The organism is Caballeronia glebae (assembly GCF_001545035.1).
GTDB lineage: Bacteria > Pseudomonadota > Gammaproteobacteria > Burkholderiales > Burkholderiaceae > Caballeronia > Caballeronia glebae.
The window spans coordinates 12,116-29,879 of record NZ_FCOJ02000030.1; the positions used below are offsets into that span (position 1 = coordinate 12,116).

Annotated in this window: 17 protein-coding genes; 5 read left to right on the forward strand and 12 right to left on the reverse strand. The window is 63.8% G+C overall.

Features of this window, described 5'->3' with window-relative positions:
• Positions 1–94: 94 nt before the first annotated feature.
• From AWB82_RS20370 to norR, 7 genes are all read right to left on the reverse strand, one after another.
• Complete coding sequence (locus AWB82_RS20370; protein WP_086970408.1) at positions 95–901, reverse strand: c-type cytochrome; 807 nt, start codon at positions 899–901, stop codon at positions 95–97.
• Entirely contained in the window at positions 898–2,523 is a 1,626-nt protein-coding gene (locus AWB82_RS20375; RefSeq protein WP_086970409.1) for a b(o/a)3-type cytochrome-c oxidase subunit 1, read from the reverse strand. Before AWB82_RS20375 ends, AWB82_RS20370 begins: the two co-directional genes overlap by 4 nt.
• Complete coding sequence (locus AWB82_RS20380; protein ID WP_086970411.1) at positions 2,513–3,079, reverse strand: cupredoxin domain-containing protein; 567 nt, start codon at positions 3,077–3,079, stop codon at positions 2,513–2,515. Before AWB82_RS20380 ends, AWB82_RS20375 begins: the two co-directional genes overlap by 11 nt.
• A gap of 18 nt (positions 3,080–3,097) precedes the next feature.
• Positions 3,098–3,268 (reverse strand): hypothetical protein, encoded by a 171-nt coding sequence (locus AWB82_RS37980; protein ID WP_086970533.1) that lies wholly within the window; start codon positions 3,266–3,268, stop codon positions 3,098–3,100.
• A 14-nt stretch (positions 3,269–3,282) separates the two neighbouring features.
• The gene (locus AWB82_RS20390; protein ID WP_086970412.1) at positions 3,283–4,500 is read right to left on the reverse strand and encodes a c-type cytochrome; all 1,218 of its coding nucleotides are present in this window, start codon (positions 4,498–4,500) and stop codon (positions 3,283–3,285) included.
• A gap of 58 nt (positions 4,501–4,558) precedes the next feature.
• Positions 4,559–5,170: a c-type cytochrome gene (locus tag AWB82_RS20395; protein ID WP_200818158.1), complete on the reverse strand. Its 612-nt coding sequence runs from the start codon at positions 5,168–5,170 to the stop codon at positions 4,559–4,561.
• 437 nt (positions 5,171–5,607) lie between these two features.
• On the reverse strand, positions 5,608–7,209 hold the full coding sequence (gene norR, locus AWB82_RS20400; protein WP_086970416.1) for a nitric oxide reductase transcriptional regulator NorR: 1,602 nt from the start codon (positions 7,207–7,209) through the stop codon (positions 5,608–5,610).
• Between the two features lie 124 nt (positions 7,210–7,333).
• Between norR and hmpA the strand changes: the two genes are divergently transcribed.
• The 5 genes from hmpA (at position 7,334) to AWB82_RS37685 (ending at position 11,407) form a co-directional block, all read left to right on the forward strand.
• Positions 7,334–8,515: an NO-inducible flavohemoprotein gene (gene hmpA, locus AWB82_RS20405; protein ID WP_086970418.1), complete on the forward strand. Its 1,182-nt coding sequence runs from the start codon at positions 7,334–7,336 to the stop codon at positions 8,513–8,515.
• 212 nt (positions 8,516–8,727) lie between these two features.
• Positions 8,728–9,165: a carboxymuconolactone decarboxylase family protein gene (locus tag AWB82_RS20410; protein WP_086970420.1), complete on the forward strand. Its 438-nt coding sequence runs from the start codon at positions 8,728–8,730 to the stop codon at positions 9,163–9,165.
• 10 nt (positions 9,166–9,175) lie between these two features.
• A complete protein-coding gene (locus AWB82_RS20415) occupies positions 9,176–9,586 on the forward strand; it encodes a cupin domain-containing protein (protein WP_086970422.1) in 411 nt (136 codons plus the stop codon).
• 30 nt (positions 9,587–9,616) lie between these two features.
• Positions 9,617–10,849, forward strand: a complete 1,233-nt coding sequence (locus AWB82_RS20420) for an NnrS family protein (protein ID WP_086970424.1) — start codon at positions 9,617–9,619, stop codon at positions 10,847–10,849.
• A 381-nt stretch (positions 10,850–11,230) separates the two neighbouring features.
• Positions 11,231–11,407, forward strand: a complete 177-nt coding sequence (locus tag AWB82_RS37685) for a hypothetical protein (protein WP_159462604.1) — start codon at positions 11,231–11,233, stop codon at positions 11,405–11,407.
• A gap of 202 nt (positions 11,408–11,609) precedes the next feature.
• Here the strand turns inward: AWB82_RS37685 and oxlT are convergent, their stop codons facing one another.
• From oxlT to AWB82_RS20445, 5 genes are all read right to left on the reverse strand, one after another.
• Positions 11,610–12,923: an oxalate/formate MFS antiporter gene (oxlT, locus tag AWB82_RS20425; protein WP_086970426.1), complete on the reverse strand. Its 1,314-nt coding sequence runs from the start codon at positions 12,921–12,923 to the stop codon at positions 11,610–11,612.
• Positions 12,924–13,269: 346 nt separating this feature from the next.
• Entirely contained in the window at positions 13,270–14,670 is a 1,401-nt protein-coding gene (locus tag AWB82_RS20430; protein ID WP_086970534.1) for an OprD family outer membrane porin, read from the reverse strand.
• A gap of 224 nt (positions 14,671–14,894) precedes the next feature.
• Positions 14,895–15,878 carry an oligopeptide/dipeptide ABC transporter ATP-binding protein gene (locus tag AWB82_RS20435; RefSeq protein ID WP_086970428.1) on the reverse strand — a complete coding sequence of 328 codons (984 nt, stop codon included), beginning with the start codon at positions 15,876–15,878 and terminating at the stop codon, positions 14,895–14,897.
• A complete protein-coding gene (locus AWB82_RS20440) occupies positions 15,871–16,869 on the reverse strand; it encodes an ABC transporter ATP-binding protein (protein ID WP_086970430.1) in 999 nt (332 codons plus the stop codon). The genes AWB82_RS20435 and AWB82_RS20440 overlap by 8 nt, the downstream gene beginning before the upstream one ends.
• A gap of 3 nt (positions 16,870–16,872) precedes the next feature.
• Positions 16,873–17,763, reverse strand: a complete 891-nt coding sequence (locus AWB82_RS20445) for an ABC transporter permease (RefSeq protein ID WP_407643019.1) — start codon at positions 17,761–17,763, stop codon at positions 16,873–16,875.
• Position 17,764 lies beyond the last annotated feature (1 nt).

Below are 17,764 nucleotides of genomic sequence, written 5' to 3' on the forward strand. Positions count from 1 at the left end.
TTTTTTCAGCATTCTTCGGGCCACGATACAGAAATGGTTCTTTTGCGGCAATGAAACCCCTTTTGGCTAAGCGGCGATTGGTTTGAACCCCTACTCACCGCCCCGCATTCAACTCCCGCGCGTAATACATCGCAGCCGCATCGATCTCCTCGGGCGTCATATTGCGCGCAACGTTGCGCATAACCCCATCGATATCATTCGTGCGCATGCCATTGGCGAACGCGATCAACTGCGATTTCGTATAAGCCGCCGGCAAGCCATCGAGCCACGGACTGCCCGCCTTGGTATCAATGCCGCCATGACACACGGCACAAGGCGCGATATTACGCATCGGCGCACCGTGCGCGACGATCGGCGGCGCGAGCGCATCGCTTACCTTGCGTTGCGCGGGCGGGCGCGGAAGGTTCGAGTAGTACGCCGCGAGATCGCGCATGTCCTGATCGCTCAGGTTCGTGACCATCGGCGACATCACCGCGCTGGAGCGCGCGCCCTTCTGAAAATCGATCAACTGCTTGTAGATCACCGACGCATATTGCCCGGCGAGATTCGGCGAGTTGGCCTCGCTCATGCCACGCTCGCCATGACACATCGTGCAACGCAAGGCCAGCGTCGCGCCGCGTCCGATCGAATTCGCGCTCACCTTGTCGAGCAGTTGAGGCGTCATCTCCACGCTCGTCAGCTTCTCTTTCGGCTCGACGGCCGTGCCGCCCGCATACCACTCGCGCGGCACGCCCGCGGCGCTGCAGATCGCATTCCAGATGCCGGCGAACTGCGCATCGCGTTGCACCGAGGGCAACCACACGAAACCGATCAGCGCAGATACCACCGCAATGGCGATCGTCCCCAATACGCTGACCGTGAACCAGCGATTGCGAAATGTGAAGAGGCGTTCCTCGCTCATCGCTGCGCTCCGATCGGCACCGCCGGCACCGCCGTGTCCGGACGCGCGAGCAGTTGCGCGATCGGATAGCCGTAGTTGACGAGCGTGAGCCCGATCATCAGCACGAGCCACAGCGCGAAGCTGTTCAGCGCCACCGGAATGGTGCGCGGCTCATGCACCGCGCGGCTGAAGCGGAACGCTTCCGGCTGCACCTTCGGCGCTCGATGTCCCTTGATCAGCACGATGAAAAACAGCACCGCCGACACGACCAGAATGAACCCGCCCAGCACCGAGATCACCACGGACAACGCCTGCGCGGCAATCGCCGGATCTTTATAGTCGTAGAACGCCATGCGCCGTGGCATCCCGAGAATGCCAACGAAGTGCCACGGGAACGTCAGCACGATCATGCCGATGAACCACAGCCACAACTGCCAGCGCATCAGCTTCACGCTCTGCAGCGCGCGGCCGGTCAGATGCGGCCACAGATCGTAGGCGATCACGAAATACATGATGACGATCGCGCCGCCGAAGATCAGATGAAAATGCCCCGTCACCCATTGCGTGTTGTGCACCGTCGAGTCGAGTTGATAGCTCATGTTGATGAGCCCGCCCGCCCCGCCGAAGCCGAGCATCACGAAGGAGAACGCGATGGCCAGCATCATCGGGTTGTCCCACGGCAACGCCTTTATCCAGCCGAGCGGACCGCGTCCGCCACGCAGCCGCGCCGCGATCTCCACCGATGCGCAGATCGTGAACACGGTCAGCAGCGTGGGCACGGCGACGAGCGCGGTGAACACCGAATGCATGAACTTGAAGCCCGAGCCCACTTGCGGATCGGCGAACAAGTGGTGAATGCCGATGGGCATCGACACGACGAGAAACAGGATGAACGAGATGCGCGCCATCGCATCGCTGTAGAGACGGCCGCCGATCGCGCGCGGAATGATCGTGTAGTACGCGATATACGCGGGCATCAGCCAGAAGTAGACGATCGCATGCAGCGTCCACGAGAAGAACACGCGCGCGAGGCCCGCGTCGATGGTCGTCTTCCAGCCGATCGCGACGGGCAGGATCATGAACAGAACTTCGATCGCCGCGCCCACCGCCGTCCAGCCCCACAGATACGCGCCCGCGACGGTCGCGAACATCGCGAGCGGCACCGGCTTGCCGCGATTCTCGCGCTTCCACGACGCGAGGTTCACCGACATCAGCGCGACCCACACCCACGATCCGACCACGACGAGCACTACGCCGACGTAATAGAACACGTTGCCGATCATCGGCGGATAGAAGGTGTAGAGCACGGAGGCGAGGCCCATCGCGACCGGCACCGTCGCCGTGACCGCGCCGATCGCGACGAGCCAGAAGCCGAGCCACGCAAAGCGCAGGCCGACGAGCGGGCGCTTCAGCGCAAGCTCGCTGACCGCATAGCCGAAGCCCATCGCGATGAGCGTCGGGAACGCATAACCCATGACCGTGCCGTGCTCCGTCACCGAGCGATAGTAAAGCTCCGGATTTTGCAGCCACGGATGCAGCGGACTGCGCACGAACATCTGCCACGCGCCGAGCAGAAGCGCGACGCCGAAGGCAATGAAAGCCAGCCAGAAATGCGCGAGTACGAGGCGCTTGCTATTGAACACAGGACACTCTCCGCGAATTGGCCGGCATCTTGTCGGCCATCTCCATGAATTCGGCGCGATCCACCACCTTCACGTGCGCCCACATGTTCTGATGCCCGGTGCCGCAGTACTCGTGGCAAGGCATCAAATGCTCGCCCGGTTTGTCGAAGGTCGTCTTGAAGGTCGAGACATAGCCCGGCTCCAGCATCGAATTGATGTTGGTGTCGGTGATCAGAAAGCCATGTATGACATCCGAGCTCGTCGCGCGGAACGTGACCGGCACGCCCGCCGGCACAACGAGACATTGCGGCGTGAACGAATACTGTTGGGCGACCATACGCACCGTCACGGAGCCGTCCGCCTCGGGCGCGCTGCCGAGATTGCTTTCGATGAATTCGCCCGACACGTGCAGCGTTTCCGGGCGGATCGTCTCGACGCGCGAGGGCGGCATCATCGCCCAGTGCAGGCCGGTGTAGACGACCATGCCGACCAGCACGACGACGATCGCGATAACGAGGATCGCCCAGCGCCGTTCGACCCGTTCGGCGACGTCGTGCGAGCTTGGATTGATGGCCATATGCGATGCCTTAATGAATCACTGGATCACGCCGCGCGGCAGGAACACGGCGAAGTAGAAGATGAACCACATGCCGATCACGATCGCGGTCGAGATGCCCGCGAGCGCGAGCGCGCCCGATGGGCCGCGCCTCACGATCTCGTCGATCTTCGCGTCTTCCTTCGCGATTTCATTCAGGTCTTCGGTCATGGTGTGGTCGATGCTCAATAAAGTGGCGCCGAACGCAGCTCGTTCACTTCCTTCACCGAGACCGGCGTGCCGCGATTGCCCCACGCGGTGCGGATATACGTGACGACCGCCGCGACCTCGACATCCGAGAGCGACTGCGCGAACGGCGGCATGCCGTAAGGCTTCGGGTTCTTGAACGTGCCGGGCGGATAGCCGCCGTTCAGCACCATGCGAATCGGATTCACCGAGGAATTCATCACGATCGACTGGTTGTTCGCGAGCGGCGGAAAATCGGGCGGCTTGCCCTGGCCTTGCGTCGCGTGACACTCGGCGCAGTGCTGGTCGTAGACCTTCTTGCCGAGCGGCGCGAGATCCGAGCGCGCCTCGACGGCCGCCTGGCTCGGCGGCGCCGGCTTGTCGCCGGAACGCGCGGGCAGCGCCTTCAGATAGACGGCCATCGCGCGCACGTCCTCCTCGTTCAGATATTGCAGGCTGTCGTAGACAACTTCGGCCATCGGCCCGTAGACGGCGCCGCGATTGGACACGCCCGCATGCAGCAGGCCGACGATCTCCTCCATGCTCCAGTCGCCCAGCCCCGCTTCCTTGTTCGAGGTGAGCGAGGGCGCGTACCAGTTCTGAATCGGGATCAGTCCGCCTTCGAATGCTTTCGAATTCACATTGCCGCCGAGCGCGTTGATCGCGGTGTGGCACATCGAGCAATGTCCGAGTCCTTCGACGAGATACGCGCCACGGTTCCATTCGACCGATTGCGTCGCGTCGGGCTGATACGTGCCTTCGCGGAAGAACAGCGTGCGCCATCCGAGCAGCAACTCGCGATGATTGAACGGGAAGCGCAGTTCGTGCGGCCGGTTCGGCTGATGCACGGCCGGCGTGGACATGAGGAATGCGTAGATTGCGTCGGAGTCGGCGCGCGTGACCTTTGTATAGGACGTATACGGCATCGCCGGGTAAAGGAGCGAGCCGTCGCGCGACTTGCCCGTGTGCATCATTGTGTAGAACTCGTCGGCGGTCCATTTGCCGATGCCCGTCTCCTTGTCCGACGAGATGTTCGGCGTGAAGAGCGTGCCGAAGGGCGTGTCCATCGGGCGGCCGCCGCCGAAGGTCTTGCCCGCTGGCAGCGTGTGACACGCGATGCAATCGCCCGCGCGCGCAAGATACTCGCCGCGCTTGACGGTTGCGGCGTCGGCGCTCTGCGCCACGGCGTGTTCGACCGGCACGGCGCACGCCGCCATGAAGACCGCGACGGTCAGCGCTCGGAATTGTCGAAAACGGAGCACGTCGTGTCCTCGGTTAGTTATGGACGCTGCCGCACGCGAGCGGCATCTTGAGCGAGCCGGCGGCGACGGGCACCGGATCGGCCGGCGCGGGCAGCGACGCGAGGTAGGCCGCGATCGCGGTGATGTCGCGGTCGGTGAGCAGCTTCGCGACCTGCCCCATGCAATCGGGCGCGACGGTCGAGCGCGTGCCGTAACGCCACGCGCCGAGTTGCGCGCTGATGTAGTCGGCGTGCAGGCCGAGCAGACCGGGGATCGCCGGCTCCATGCCGGTCATCGCCGCGCCGTGGCAGCTCACGCAGGCGGGCACGCTGCGCGGTGCATTGCCCTTCATGACGAGCGTCTTGCCGAGATCGAGCGTCTTCGCATCGACGGTGACGGGCGCGGGCGGCGGAAACGGCGGATGCTCGCTCGCGAAGTACTCGGCGATCTGCTTCAGATACGCGTCGGGCAGATACGCAAGCAGGTAGTTCATCGGCGGATACTTGCGCCGGCCGTCGCGAAACGCGAGGAGCTGGTTGTACAGATAGCCGGCGGGCTTGCCGGACAAACGCGGGAAGTAGTCGTTGTCGGTGCCCTGGCCCTGCGAGCCATGGCACGTGGCGCATCCCATCACGCGGGCCTGCATCGTGTCGGGCGCGCGCTCCAGCGGCGCATTGTCGGCCGCGAACGCTCCGAGGCTGAAAAACGCGAAGAGCGCGGACCAAAAGAAAGCACCGAGCTTTGCCACGTTTCGCACGTAACCCCCGTTGTCGATTTGCCGTGTTCGATTGCCGGACGCGTGCTGCGCGTCCGACGCGGTGCTTCAAGACACTGCGATGTTCTTGCTGCCGCTGGGTTGCGCTTGGCTTTTCTGATCTTAGAAGAGATAGCCCATTTTTCCCAACTCGGAGATTGTCTCAATCTGTCGCATTGATGCGTGTGACATTTCCGTTCGTTTTTTGCGTTTGAACAATGAAACGCATCTTTTTGAGATGAGCAACGGGGTCGTCCCCATCCGCTATGGACTGTAGATAGTCGTTTTGCGCGGCCCTGTCCATCATTTCGAGATATTCGCCGCGCCGCTCACTTGAGCCCGAGCCGCCTCGCGAGACGATTGAGATTCGCGCGGTCCAGACCAAGCTCGCGCGCGGCCGACGCCCAGTTCTGGTTGTGACGCTTCAACGCGTCGAGAACGAGCGTGCGTTCGTAGGCCGTCACCGCGTCGCGAAAGTCCGTGCCCGGCGCGGGCAGCGGCGATGCCGCGACGGGTGTCGCGCGATCGGCGGCCGACGCGGTATCGCCGGTGAGCGAGAGATCGGCGGCGGTGAGCGTGAGGATGCGCGGACGTTCGCGATGCGCCGCGAGCGCCTTCAACGCGCTGCGTCCGATCAGATGCTCCAGTTCGCGCACGTTGCCGGGCCAGCGATACGCGAGCAGCGCGGCTTGCGCGTCGGCGGAAAGACGCAGGCTCAGCAGGCCGAGACGCGAACGGTTCTCTTCGAGAAAATAGCCCGCGAGCAGCAATACGTCGCGCCCGCGCTCGCGCAACGGCGGCACGACGAGCGGATACACCGACAGCCGATGATAGAAATCCGCGCGAAAGCGCCCTTCGCGCACTTCCTCGGCGAGATCGCGATTGGTGGCAGCAATGAGCCGCACGTCGACCTTGTGCTCGCTGTCCGAGCCGATCCGCTGCAACTGGCCGTTCTGGAGCACGCGCAGCAGCTTGGCCTGCACCGGCAGCGGCAGTTCGCCCACTTCGTCGAGAAAGAGCGTGCCGCCGTCGGCTAGCTCGAACTTGCCGCGCCGGTCCGACGACGCCCCCGAAAACGCACCGCGCACGTGCCCGAAGAGCTCGCTCTCGACGAGCGTATCGGGCAGCGCCGCGCAATTCAGGCTGACGAGCGGCTTGTCGGCGCGCGGCGACAGCGCGTGGATCTCGCTCGCGACGAGTTCCTTGCCGACGCCCGTCTCGCCGGTAATGAGCACGGTCAGATCGCTCGACGCGACAATCGCGATCTCCTCCTGCAAGCGGTTATGCCGCTCGCTGCTGCCGATCATTTCGCGTCTGCGCGGCCCGCTCGCCTGCCGATACACCTCCGCGCGCTGACGTTCGGCCTCGCTCGTTCGCGCGAGCGTATCGATGCGCTCGGCCACGCTCACGGTCGCCGCCGCGAGACTGAGAAACGCCTGCAGCGAGGCCATGTCGATGCCGTCGAAGCGCGCGGGATCGAGCGCGTCGAGCGTCAGCAAGCCCCACGCGCGCCCGTTGATGACGAGCGGGCAGCCGAGGCAATCGTGCACCTCCAGGTCGCCACTCACGCCCTTGACGAGACCATCGTAGGGATCGGGCAAATCGGAACTTGCGGCGAAACGCGTCGGTTCCTCGTGCGCGAGAATGCGCGCGAATCGCGGATGCTCGCTCACGCGAAAGCGCCGGCCGAGCGTATCGCCCGACAAACCGTCGATGGCGAGCGGCACGAGCGTGTCGCCGTCGAGACGCAGCAGCGCGGACGCGTCGCTCGGGAAAAGCGCGCGCGACGTGTGCAGCAAACGCCGGTAACGCTCGGTGTCGGGCATCGCGCTCGACAGGTCTTCGATCAAGGGAACGAGAGCGTCGAGCAACACGCGCGAAGTCATTGCGACTACATCGGTAGTCCGTTTGACTAGAGTCGAATCGACCATGTTTGATATTAAGCGATTGATTTATCGACGATTCTAACCTGGCACGGTTCGTGTATTAGTTTCTGCCGAAGATTTCGACGCGGAAGCGACCCGCTTCCGCCTTCATCACACGAGGAAACGAAGAATGCTGTCAGCAGAACACCGTGCCATCGTCAAGGCGACCGTCCCACTTCTGGAAAGCGGCGGCGAAGCGCTCACCTCGCACTTCTACAACATGATGCTCACCGAGTATCCCGAAGTGCGCACGATGTTCAATCAGGCGCATCAGGCAAGCGGCGCGCAACAACGCGCGCTCGCCAACGGCGTGCTGATGTACGCCCGGCACATCGACGAACTGGAAAAGCTCGGCGGCCTCGTCGGGCAGATCATCAACAAGCACGTCGCGCTGAACATTCAGCCAGAGCATTATCCGATCGTCGGAACCTGCCTGCTCAAGTCGATCCGCGAAGTGCTCGGCGAGGAAATCGCCACCGACGCGGTGATCGACGCGTGGGCCGCCGCCTACGGGCAACTCGCCGATTTGCTCATCGGACTCGAAGAAGGCATGTACAGCGAGCGCGAAAAGGCGCCGGGCGGCTGGCGCGGCACGCGGCGTTTCGTCGTCGCGCGCAAGGACAAGGAAAGCGACGAGATCACGTCGTTTTACCTCGTGCCGGAAGACGGCGGCGCGCTGCTCGACTTCCATCCGGGTCAGTACATCGGCTTGCGCATGGTCATCGACGGCGAGGAACTGCGCCGCAACTACTCGCTCTCCGCCGCGCCGAACGGCCGCGAATATCGCATCAGCGTGAAGCGTGAAGCGAACGGCAAGGTGTCGAATTTCCTGCATGAAAACGTCCGCGAAAACGACGTGCTCGATCTCTATCCGCCCGCAGGCGACTTCAAGCTCGAAGCGAGCGACAAGCCGCTCGTGCTGATCAGCGGCGGTGTCGGCATCACGCCGACGCTCGCGATGCTGCAGGCAGCGCTCGAAACGCGGCGTCCGGTGCACTTTATCCATTCGGCGCGGCACGGCGGCGCGCACGCGTTCCGTGCGGCGATCGAGGAACTGGCGGCGCGTCATCCGCAGCTGAAGCGCTTCTACTGCTACGAGCACAAGCGCGACGGCGATCATGAAGCGCACGGCATCGGCTTCGTCGACGAAAAGCTGCTCGCGAGCTGGCTGCCGAAGAACCGCGATGTCGACGCTTACTTCCTCGGACCAAAGGCGTTCATGAAGGCGGTGAAGAAACATCTGAAGACGCTCGGCGTGCCCGAAGCACAGAGCCGCTACGAGTTCTTCGGCCCGGCCGCGGCGCTCGACTGATTGCACGCGTGGCGTGGCCCTCTCGACCCGCGGTGCATCCGGCCGCGGTTTTTTCGCGCGCCGGATTCGCGGAAAACGGGTCGAGAGAAGTTTTAGTGGTCACCTGAATTTACAGAAAACCGGTCATTCCAAAACGCCACCCGGACGCCTAATCTACTCTTGCCGCGCCGCTCTTGGCGCACCTTCCGAACCCAGGCAAAGAGGAAACTGCAATGGAATCCCGTCTCGACTTCTATAAAGCCAATCCCGCAGCAATCAAGGCGCTCGTCGGCGTCGAGGAGCGCATCGCGAAGTCCGCGCTCGAAAAATCGCTGACCGAACTGGTGCGCCTGCGCGCTTCGCAAATCAACGGCTGCGCGTTTTGCGTCGACATGCACACGACCGATGCGCGCAAAGGCGGCGAAACGGAACGGCGGCTTGCGACGGTGGTCGTGTGGCGCGAGACGCCGTTCTTCACCGATCGCGAACGCGCCGCGCTCGAATGGACCGAGGCACTGACGCTGGTGTCGCAAGACCACGTGCCCGATGCGGTGTGGGAAGCCGTGAAGCCGCATTTCAGCGACGACGAAATCGTGGACCTGACGCTGCTCGTTTCCGCGATCAACAGTTGGAACCGTTTCGCGATCGCGTTCCGCAAGCTGCCCGCGTGAGGAAATCGACATGAAAAAGCGCGAAGTTTTCATGCTGGCGGCCGCGCTGATGATCGGCGCGGCGAACGCCAGCGCGCATGAGACGACGGGCGCGGAAGTCGTCACGCCGCTGATGAAGCAGGCCGTGCCGGAGGCGGCCGCCAAGAACGTGCTGATGGCGACTGTCTCGTACAAGCCGGGACAGGCGTCGGACGCGCACATGCACCCGGGGTCGATCTTCGCTTACGTGCTGGAGGGCCGCGTGACATCGCAGCTCGAAGGCGGGAGCGCGAAGACCTATGGCCCCGGCGAATCGTGGTACGAACCGCCGGGCGCGCATCACATCGTGTCGAGAAACGCGAGCGCGACGAAGCCGGCGAAGCTGCTCGTGTTCGCGATCGTCGGCGACAACGATCCGGTCAAGCAGCCGATACCGCACTGATCGCGCGCACGGTTTCATCGTGAGGACAACATGAAGATCGCAGAACCGAACACCGTTTTCATCGCTACGCCGCAGCGGCGCTCGCCGGAGCATCGGCCGCGTTTCGCGCTGTTCAATCTCGGCTTTCGGCCGTTTTATCTGTGCGGCGCGGCTTTCGGCGGGCTCGCGCTGACGGTGTGGCTGCTCGTGTTGTCGGGCGTGCCGCTCCTCGGCGGCTATCTGCTGCGCGCGGACCCGGTCGGCTGGCACGCGCACGAGATGGTGTTCGGTTTCGCGGCGGCGATCGTCGTCGGCTTTCTGCTGACGGCCGTGCGCGCGTGGACCGGACGCGAAACGGCCAGCGGCGCGACGCTCGCATCGCTCGCGTTTCTATGGCTCGCCGGGCGCGTGCTCGTGTGGAGCGGGCCCGCGCTGCCATCCGCGATTGTGGATAGCGCGTTCCTGCCCGTCGCGGCCGTGCTGCTGTTGCGCGTGCTCGTCAAGGCGGGCAACCGGCGCAACTACTTCGTCGCGGTCGTGCTGCTCGCGTTCGGCGCGCTGAACGCCGCGTTTCACGCCTTCTCGATCGACGCGCGCCCCGATCTCGCGATGCGCGCCATGTATGCGTCGGTGGGCATCGTCGTGATGCTCGTCGGCGTGATCGGCGGACGCGTGATCCCGATGTTCACCGCCAGCGCGATCCCCAGTTTCGTCGCGCGGCGCTGGCGCCTCGTCGAACTGACGGTTGCGCCGCTCACGCTCGCCGCGTTCCTCGCGGACGCCTTCGCGCCCGGCGTCGCGATCATCGTCGCGCCGCTCGCCTTGCTGGCGTGCGGCGTGCATCTCGCGCGGATGATCGGCTGGCGCTCCTACGCGGTGCGCGGACGGCCGATTCTCGCGATCCTGCATCTCGCCTACGCATGGCTGCCGATCGGCTTCGCGATGCTCGCGCTTTCCGCACTCGGATGGACGCGCGTGCCGCACAGCCTCGCGATGCATGCGTTCGCGACCGGCGCGATCGGCGGCGCGATCATCGCGATGATCACCCGCACCGCGCGCGGACATACGGGTCGGCCGCTCATCGCGGACAAACGCGATGTCGCGTGCTACGCGCTCGTGATGGCGGCGGGCGCGCTGCGCGTATTCGGGCCGCTCGTCGCGCCTTCGTGGCATTCGACGTGGGTTTTCGCGGCCGGCGCGTGCTGGGTGCTCGCGTTCGCGCTGTATGTCGCGGCCTATGCAGCGCCGCTCTTCAAGCCGCGCGAGGACGGCAAGCCGGGTTGAGACCGCGACGTTTTTTGACATCGGGATGCGCCGGTTCCGCGAAAATCGCATCCGTCCTTCCCGATTTTGATCCCACCCCACCATGAAACGCCTTCGTTCTCTCTGCGCCGCGGCGGCGCTAATCAGCGCTTCGCTCGCCCTTTCCGGCTGCGGCCTTTTCGGATGCGGCGGCTTTGCATCCAACGGCGGCGGCTTCGGCGGTTGCAGCGTCGGCACGCGCTTCTGATTCGCGGCCCCTCCCGATGCAGGGCTCGCTTTCTCTATCTCCTGAATAATCGCGCTCTCCCCGCGCCAGCCGGGTTTGCCCGCGCGCCCTTCGCGATGACACTACGTTCATGGGGCAACAGTCGGCACGCAAACCGACATCGACCGGAGACAGGCATGAACGCTCACGCAAGTCTGGTTCTTCTCGCGCTCGTTTCGCCGGCGTGCGCGCTCGCGTTCCAGACGTGTCTCGCCCGCATCGATACGCGTGCGCCGCGCCTCGCACATTGCGTCGCGCCTCGATGCGCATCGAATCCACGGCGCCACGTGCTTTCGTTTCGCGCGTCGCCGTAGCGCGCTTCCGTCGCCGCGAGATCGCCCGAATCACCGGAATGAATCACGGGGATAAGAGAGCGAGGAGACCATCTGCCGGCGGCACGACAAACCGCGCATCCGCAATGCGGCCGAAGCGCCGCGCCACCAGTCGCAACCCGCGGAAAGCGCGCGCTCGATAACTAGAAACGGGCGACACGCCGGGTCGCCCGCCCCGCCTACATCACTCCTTCACTGGCGAGTACGACATATCCAGCGATGCAGCGCGCGCATGCTTCTGCGAATGCGCATTGCGCATCGGCTTCAGCACGAAGAGCGCGAGCAGCGCGGATATCGCCGCCATTCCCGCCGCGAGCATGAACACGGCGTGCCAGTTTCCGGTCATCGTCGTGATGACGCTTGAGAACGGCACGAGCAGCGCCGCCGTGCCCTTCGCCGTGTAGAGCAGACCCGCGTTGGTCGCCGCGAATTTCGGACCGAAGGTATCGCCGCACGTCGCCGGGAAGAGACTGTAGATTTCGCCCCACGCGAAGAACACGATGCCGGTCAACACAACGAAGGCCACCGGACTGTGTCCATACTTCGACAGCGCGACGATGCCCACCGCCTCGATCGCGAACGCGATGAACATCGTGTTCTCCCGTCCGATGCGATCCGATACCCAGCCGAAGAACGGCCGCGTGAGGCCGTTGAGCACGCGATCGATCGTGAGCGCGAAGGTCAGCGCGGGCAATGTCAGGCCGAGTATCGACACGGGCGAGTCGTGCAGGCCGAAGTCCTTCGCGATCGGCCCGAGCTGCGCGGTCGCCATCAGGCCGCCGGCGGCCATCATGACGAACATCAGGTACATGACCCAGAAGATCGGCGACTGCAACACCTGCTTCGGACTCGCGTTGTAGACCGCGGCCCTGACCGTGCTTTTCACCGTCGCGAGCAGTTGCGCGGGCGGCGCATAGAGCGCCATGCCGAGCAGGAACACGACGAGGCCCTGGCCGAGTCCGAACCACAGGAAGGTCGTTTCATAGCCGCTCGCTTTGATCATGTGGGCGATCGGCACGACGGTCGCGGCGGAGCCCATGCCGAAACCGGCCGCCGTGATGCCCGCGGCCAGCCCGCGCCGCGTCGGGAACCACTTGAGCGCATTGCCGACGCAGGTGCCATAGACCGCGCCCGCGCCCACGCCACCGACGGCGGCAGCGAAGTACAAAATCGGCAGCGACGACGCCACCGAGTTGATCGCCCACGCGATCGCGCATAGCAGACCACCGGCGACCACGACGGGCCTTGGTCCGTACTTGTCGACGAGATAGCCTTCGACGGGCACGAGCCATGTCTCCGTCACGACGAAGATCGTGAACGCCACCTGAATTGCCGCGCGGCCCCAGTGGTACTTCTCGTCGATCGGATTGACAAAGAGCGTCCAGCCGTACTGCATGTTGGCGATCATCGCCATGCAAATCACGCCGAAAACCAACTGCACCCACGGCGACGCCAGGCGCGACGTCTTGTCTTCGCGGTCCATCTGGTGCATTCCCATGCCTGTCTCCTTGGCAAATCTGCCTTGTGTATTCGGACGCCGAACGACGCCTCTCGCGACGCTGGTTCATGCTGTGTCGCATATACACAGTATGTGATATATCAAGTAAGTCAAGCGAAAGAAATGGAGGGGTTTTCACTGAGCCGGACGGCCCTTGTAAGCGCATGAAAGCTGCAGTGCGCGCGCTTCGATCAGACAAAAAAAAAGCCCGGCAGAGGGAGCGCTGCCGGGCGACGTGCGTGGGCGAGACATGGCAATCCGCAGCACGCCCCCTCTTTATAAATGAAAGTTAAACGTAATGTAAACGGGTATTTTTGTAGGGTTTACGCTTCGTAGCTTTTAACCATCAAAAGACATTCACGGGGATGTTGACCAACAAGCGATACACGTCGCTCGTGCCGTCCGGATAGTACGCGCTGTTGGCGTGATGGTGCATGTAGAGGAACTTGATCGACGCGTTCTTGAGCTTGCCATCGGGTACCGTGTAGCTCGGAATCACGCCGATTTCGTAGTGCGTACCGCCGATCGGCTTGCCGTTCACCAGGTAATTGGCCGCCTGAGCAGTGCCGCCGTTCGCCATCGCGCTGCCGTCCGCGTCCCAGCCATACGCGCCCCACACCAGGAACTTCGCACCCGGCAGGCCGTACTCCTTCAAGTTGAGCGAATACGACAGGCTCACCGATTTTTCGTGCGGCTGGTTGTAGTCGACATCGAGCGAATTCGAGAGATAGTCGCCCGCCGACTGGCCCACGTAGTCGAACGTCTGATCGCTCGCGATCTGCTGGAACGCGAACTGCACCGTATGCGCGCCGTGCGTGCCGGCGAGCGCGAGCGAATAGGCGTTGCTGTTGATCGAGCCTTGCAGCTTGTCGCCGATCGCGCCCGTGTAATAGTAGTTCAAGGAACCCGTCCAGCGGATGCTCTTCGGATCGCCAATGCTCTGCGTCGCCGTCAGGTAGTACTGCTGCCAAACGTTGTCCGCGACGCTGCCGTAGAGCGAGACGGTCGTATCCTCGCCGTGCGTCCATTCGCCGCCGAAGTACGAGAAGCGCGAGATGTGCGTGCCGCCGTATTCGCTCGTCAGGCCGGTGACGGTCGTCATGCCGCGCGCGATCACGCCATCGACCGTGCCCGCCTTGAGCGTCAGATTCTTGATCTCGTCGCTGGCGAGCGAGAAGCCGCGGTAAGTCGGCGGCAAGGCGCGGTTGTCGTGCGGCACGAGAAACGGGTTGTCGAAGAGTTGCTGACCGTATTTCAGCACCGTGTTCGACACGCGCGCTTTCACGTCCCACACGCCCGGATACGCCCACGCGAGTTGATCCGAGCCGCCGCCGTCCGTGCCGACGTGCACGCGATTGCCCGCGCCCTGCCCGCCGTTCAGCTTCAACGCGCCGAAGAGCGACACGTCGCCGCCTAATCCGATCAGCCCCTTCGTATAGCCGGATTCGAACACGGCCTGCGCGCCGAGCACCCAGGCGTCCTTTTTCCCCGCGCCCTTGAGATCGTCGTGCTCGGTGTAGGAACGGAACAGCATATTCAGATGCGAATCTTCGATGAAACCCTGCGCTTTCGACTGGTTGCTCACCGGCGCGTCGGCCTCGGTATTGGGCGGCGAATCCGGCGGCATCTCGGTGTGGCGCGAGAGCGGCTGAGTATCGGATTCATCGGCGTGCGCGGCAGCCGTGGCCGCCATGAAACCGCTGAACAACAAAATCGATAGCGCGAGTGAACGTTTTTGTTTTTTCACGAGAAATGTCTCCACTTGTATTGATTCAACTGCAAACGGCTTTATCGAAACTGAGGATTGCGAATAGCCGCGCCCGGCGACGTGAAAAAGCGTCGAGGCGTGCGGGCGAATTTGGAAAACGGCGAAGGACGGGCGGCCTGGGCCGAACAGGTTATCGGACGGTATGGTTTGCGGGGATGTCTTCCTCGAATGTCGTTGATTTTCTAATCAGCGTGAATTGCCTTTCACGCAAACAGGCACGCCGCCGATGAATCGGACCCGAGCGTGCGCAGTGCGGGCACTTCGCGCGAGCAGGACGCCTGCGCCATCGGGCAGCGTGTATGAAATACGCAGCCCGATGGCGGATCGATCGGGCTCGGAATGTCGCCCGACAGAATCTGGACGGTCTTGGCGCGCTCGACGGCCGGATCGGGTACCCGCACCGCCGATAGCAACGCGCGCGTGTACGGATGGCGCGGCGTGTCATAGAGCGCGTGTTTCTCCGCGAGCTCCATGACACGGCCGAGATACATCACCATGACGCGATCGGAAATGTGACGCACCACGGCCAGATCGTGCGCGATGAAGACGAGCGCGAGCTTCATCTCCTTTTGCAGCGACTTGAGCAGATTGACGATCTGCGCCTGAATCGACACATCGAGCGCGGACACCGGCTCATCGCAAATGACGAGCTTCGGCTCGACGATCAGCGCCCGCGCAATGCCGATACGCTGACACTGCCCGCCCGAAAACTCGTGCGGATAGCGGTTGATCATCTGCTCGCGCAGGCCGACCTTCGCCATGATCGCGCGCACGCGTTCGTCGATTTCGCGCCGGGTGCAGCCGCGCCGATGCTCGACGAGCGGCTCCGCGATGATCTGCCCGATCGTCATGCGCGGATCGAGCGATGCGAGCGGGTCCTGAAAGATCATCTGCACGTCGGCGCGCACGCGATGCCATTCGCGCGCCGATGCGCCCGACAATCGCGATCCCATCCACACAATCTCGCCGCTCGTCGCGGGAATGAGGTTCAGAATCGCACGCGACAAAGTGGACTTGCCGCAACCGGATTCGCCGACGACACCGAGCGTCTCGCCCGCCTTCAGGTCGAAGCTCACGCCGTCGACCGCCTTCAGCGTGCGGCGCGGCGCCCACGGCAGGCGGCTCTTCGGCTTCACCTGGAAATGCACGCGCATGTCGCGCACGGAGAGCATCGTCGCGTCAGACATGGCTCGTTTCCTGATAGCGGGTTTTCATCGCCGCGACGGGACGATGGCACGCGCGCAGCCAATGCGTGCCATCGACGGACTGAAGCGCGGGCGCGTTCTCCGCGCATTCGTCGCTGGCATCGGCGCAGCGCTCGTGAAACGGGCAGCCCGCCGGCGGATGCGCCATGTTCGGCGGATTGCCGGGGATGCCGGTCAGCTCGCCGCCGTCCTGATCGAGACGCGGCAACGCGCGCAACAGACCGATGGTGTACGGATGCGAAGGCTTCGCGAACAGCGTATTCGCATCGCACTGCTCCATCACGCGGCCGCCGTACATCACCATCACTTTTTCGCACAAGCCGGCGACGACGCCGAGATCGTGCGTGATCAATACGATCGAGGTGCCGAAGTCGTGTTGCAGATTGCGCAGCAGTTGCAGAATCTGCGCCTGCACGGTGACGTCGAGCGCCGTGGTCGGTTCGTCGGCGAAGAGCACTTCGGGCTCGCACAGCAGCGCCATCGCGATCATCACGCGCTGGCGCATGCCGCCCGACAACTCGTGCGGATACTGCCCGATACGATGCGCCGCCTCCGGAATGCGCACGGCTTCGAGCATCGAGATCGCGCGCTTCTTCGCTTCGCGGCGCGTGACGTTCCTGTGCAGCTCCAGCACTTCGGTCATTTGCCGCTCGATCGTGAGATACGGATTGAGCGAGCTCATCGGGTCCTGAAAGATCATCGACAAACGATTGCCGCGGATGCGGTTCATCGCCCGGTTAGTCATGCCGATGAGATTCTCGCCGCGATACATCGCGCGTCCGCTCGCGCGCCCGTTCGATGCGAGCAGGCCCAACATGGCGAGCACGCTCTGGCTCTTGCCCGAGCCCGACTCGCCGACGATGCCGAGCGTCTCGCCCTTTTCCAGCGTGAAGCTCACGCCATTCACGGCGCGCACGGCGGCGTCGTGCGTCCTGAATTCGACTTGCAGATCGTTGACTTCGAGTAGCGGCATGGCTTACCTGTCCTTCGGATCGAGCGCGTCGCGCAGCCCGTCGCCGACAAAGTTGATGCAGTAAAGCGTGATCGAGAGCAGCGCCGCCGGGAACAGCAAAATCCACGGCGCGGACTCCATCACGCCGACGCCGTCCTGGATCAGCACGCCCCAGCTCGTCATCGGTTCCTGTACGCCGAGTCCGAGAAACGACAGCACCGATTCCGTGAGGATCACGGCGGGCACGGTCACGGTCGTATAGATTGCGACGATGCCGAGCAGGTTCGGCACCACATGCCGCGCGATGATGCGTCGCGTCGGCACGCCGATCGCGCGCGCCGCCTCGACGTATTCCTTCGAGCGGATCGACAGTGTCTGACCGCGCACGACGCGCGCCATGTCCATCCACGAAAAGATCGTGATGGTGATGACGACGAGATAGAACTCGCGGCCGAGCAGCGTCACCATCAGAATCGCGATGAGCAGGTACGGGATCGCGTACATCATGTCGACGAAGCGCATCATCGCGTTATCGACGCGTCCGCCGACGAAGCCCGCGATCGCGCCCCACGCGATGCCGAGCGTGACCGAGGCGAGCGTGGCGAGCGCGCCGATCATCAGCGACACGCGGCCGCCGATCAGGCAGCGCACGAGCAGATCGCGGCCGGTGTCGTCGGTGCCGAACAGGTGCCAGTTCGCGAGCATGGGCGCGACGCTCGTCGCATTCCAGTCGGTGGAATCGAACTCGTTCGGCAGCAGCCACGGTCCGACGATGCACGCGAGCGTGATGAGCACGAGCAGCGCGAGACTCACGACCGCCGCCTTGTTGCGCAGAAAACGCGCGCGCGCGTCCTGCCACGGGCTGCGGCCCACGACCGCCTTTTCGAGCATCGGCGCCAGAGAAGCAGATTTCATC